The organism is Streptomyces sp. LS1784 (assembly GCF_020103755.1).
In the GTDB taxonomy this organism is placed as follows: Bacteria; Actinomycetota; Actinomycetes; order Streptomycetales; family Streptomycetaceae; genus Kitasatospora.
On the sequence record NZ_JAHSQD010000731.1, the window covers coordinates 1 to 3,524 of the forward strand.

Below are 3,524 nucleotides of genomic sequence, written 5' to 3' on the forward strand. Positions count from 1 at the left end.
GGCGGCGGGTGCCAGGCCCAGCGCGAGGCCGGCCAGGGCGGCCGCGGCGACGGCGGAGGCGGTACCGGCGGCGACGGCCGCGCGGCGGCCCGTGACCGGAGTTCTGGGGGCGGGTGTTCTGCGCATGCGGGCGCTCCTGCGATGGCGCGGTCGTGGGGGACGTCCGAGGGCACGCCGGAGCACGCGCCGGTGGGGGGAACGGCCCGGCCTGGCACCCAAGTTGGACTAGACCACTGAAGTAGATTCGGCCGTGCGGTGTCAATGGTCCAGACCGGTTCCCCGCCGCTCCGGTTGCCGGGTGTGACACCCCGCCGAAGGATGGAGGGGTGACCCCGCCCGGCTACCTCCGCCACCCCCACCTGCACGGCGGCCTGCTCACCTTCACCGCCGAGGACGACGTCTGGGTCGCCCCGCTGGACGCCGACGGCACCGGCACCGGCCGGGCCTGGCGGGTCGGCTGCGACCGCACCCGGGTCAGCCACCCCCGCTTCTCCCCCGATGGCACCACCCTCGCCTGGACCAGCTGGCTCGCCGCGACCCCCGAGGTGTGGACCGCCCCGGTCGAGGGCGGCCAGGCGAGCCGGCTCAGCTTCTGGGGCAGCCAGGACACCCGGGTGCGCGGCTGGCTGCCGGACGGCGAGGTGCTGGCCGTCACCTCGTACCACGAGCCCTTCAGCCACTACACCTGGGCGCACGCCCTGCCGCCGGACGGCTCCCCCGGCCGCCGGATGCCCTGGGGGCCCGTCGGCGACGCCCAGATGAGCCGCGAGCGGACCGTACTGCTCACCGGCGCCGCCCCGCACGAACCGGCCGCCTGGAAGCGCTACCGGGGCGGCGCCACCGGCCGGCTCTGGGTGGACGGCGAGCGGATCCTGCCCGAGCACACCGGGCACCTCGCCTCACCGATGCCGGTCGCCGGACGGATCGCCTTCCTCTCGGACCACGAGGGCATCGGCAACGTCTACTCCTGCCGCCCGGACGGCACCGACCTGCGCCGGCACACCGACCACGCCTCCTACTACGCCCGCGAGGCCGCCACCGACGGCACCCGGATCGTCTACCAGCACGCCGGCGACCTCTGGCTGCTGGACGGCCTGGACGCCCCCGCCCCGCGCCGGCTGTGCGTCCCGCTCGGCGGCGCCCGGGCCGGCCGCCGCCCGTACCAGGTCAACGCCGCCACCCAGGTCAAGGACCTCGCCTGCGACCGGACCGGCCGGGCCGGAGTGATCACCGTGCGCGGCAGCCAGTACTGGCTCACCCACAAGGACGGCCCGGCCCGCGCGCTCGCCGACACCCCGGGGGTGCGCACCCGGCTGCCGGTGGTGCTCGGCCACACCGGCGAGGCGGCCTGGATCACCGACGCCGAGGGCGCCGACGCGATCGAGGTGATGCCGCTGCCCGGCCACGCCGGACTGCCGGGCCACGCCGGGTCGCAGACGCACCGCCACCGGGTGCTCGCCGTCGGGCGGATCGGCCGCGTCCTGGAGCTCACCGCCTCACCCGACGGCAGCCGCCTCGCCGCCGCCGCCTCGGACGGACGGCTGCTGCTGGTCTCCGCCGCCGACGGCGAGGTGCGCGAACTGGCCGCCTCCGGCTACGGACCGGTCTCCAGCGCCCGCTTCTCCCCCGACTCGCACTGGATCACCTGGTCCGAGCCGGTCGCCGGGCGCTCGCTGCGCCGCATCCGGCTCACCCGCACCGACGTGCCCGCGCCGACCGTCGACATCACCGACGGCCGGTTCGAGGACGAGCAGCCGGTGTTCACCCGGGACGGCCGCTACCTGGCCTTCCTGTCCTGGCGCGGCTTCGACCCGGTCCACGACGTGCACACCGGTGACCTCTCCTTCCCGCTCGGCTGCCGCCCGTACCTCGTCCCGCTCGCCGCCGGCACCCCCTCGCCGTTCGCCGCCCCGGCCGAGGACGGCGCCCCGCACGGCGACGGCGACGGCACCGTCCGGGTCGACCCGGACGGCATCGGCGAGCGGCTGCTCCAGTTCCCGGTGATCGCCTCCAAGTACTCGGCCACCGACGCGGTGCGCGGCGGCCTGGTCTGGCTGCGCTGGCCGATCTCCGGAACCCTCGGTCAGACCTTCGCCAGCCCGGAGGACACCTCGGGGCGCCCCTCACTGGAGCACTTCGACCTGGCCTGGGGCACCCGCAGCACGCTGGTCGACAAGCTGGACGGCTACGCGGTCTCCGGGGACGGCGGCTCGATCGCGGTCTACTCGGCCGGGATGCTGCGGGTCGTCCCGGTCGCCGCCCCCGCCGCCGGCACCACCGTCGACCTGCGCCGGATCACCCACACCGTGCACCCGGCCGCCGAGTGGCGCCAGGCCTACCACGAGGCCGCCCGGATCGTCCGGGACCAGTTCTGGGACGAGCGGATGTCCGGACTGGACTGGCCCGCGCTGGTCGCCCAGTACGAGCCGCTGCTGGACCGGGTCTGCTCCCCCGACGACTTCGCCGACCTGCTGCGCGAACTCCTCGGCGAACTCGGCACCTCGCACGCCTACGTCACCCCCTCCCGGCGCGCCGAGGGCCCCACGCTCGCCCAACAGCCGCTCGGCCTGCTCGGCGCCACCGTCCACCGCTCCCCCGACGGCCGCTGGCTGGTCCAGCGGGTACTGCCCGGCGAGACCTCCGACCCGCGTGCCCGCGCCCCGCTGGCCGCCCAGGGCGTCCGGGAGGGCGACGAGTTCCTGGAGATCGGCGGCCGCCCGGTGGACCCGCTGCGCGGACCGCTCCCGATGCTCGCCGGCACCGGCGGCACCACCCTGGAACTGGCCCTGCGCAGCGACCCGGACGGCCCGGTGCGGCGGATCGTGATCACCCCGCTGATCGACGAGCGGCCCATCCGCTACCAGGACTGGGTGACCAAACGACGCGCCCTGGTCCGGGAGTTCAGCGACGGGCGGTGCGGCTACCTGCACATCCCGGACCTCGGCGGCTCCGGCTGGGCGCAGTTCAACCGGGACCTGCGGCGCGAGCTGGACAAGCCCGCGCTGGTGCTGGACGTGCGCGGCAACGCCGGCGGCAACGTCTCCGAACTGGTGTTGGAGAAGCTCTCCCGGCACGTCCTGGCCTGGGACTTCAGCCGGGGCCGCCGGCCGGTGCGCTGGCCCCGGCACGCGCCGCGCGGACCACTGGTGGCGCTGGCCGACGAGGCCACCAGCTCGGACGGCGACGTGATCATCGCGGCGATCGAGCTGCTCGGGCTCGGCCCGGTGATCGGCACCCGCACCTGGGGCGGGGTGGTCGGGATGACCGGGCGGCACACCCTCGGCGACGGCACCCAGATCTCGGTGCCGAAGAACGCCTCCTGGTTCGGCGGCGGGCTCGGCTGGTCCGTGGAGAACCGGGGCGTCGAGCCGGACGTGCACATCCTGCGCGCCCCCCGCGACTGGGCCCGGGGGCGCCACCCGGAGCTGGTCGCCGCCGTCCAGCTGGCCCTGGAGCTGCTGGAGGACGCGCCCGCCGCGGAGCCCCCGCCGGAGTCCACGCCCCGGCCGGACCTGCGGCGCCCG

1 protein-coding gene is annotated in these 3,524 nt (G+C 76.2%); it reads left to right on the top strand.

The window, feature by feature from the left end:
• Positions 1–326: 326 nt before the first annotated feature.
• Positions 327–3,524, top strand: a 3,198-nt coding sequence (locus tag KS423_RS41385) for a S41 family peptidase (protein ID WP_224284879.1), incomplete at its 3' end; no start/stop codon positions are given.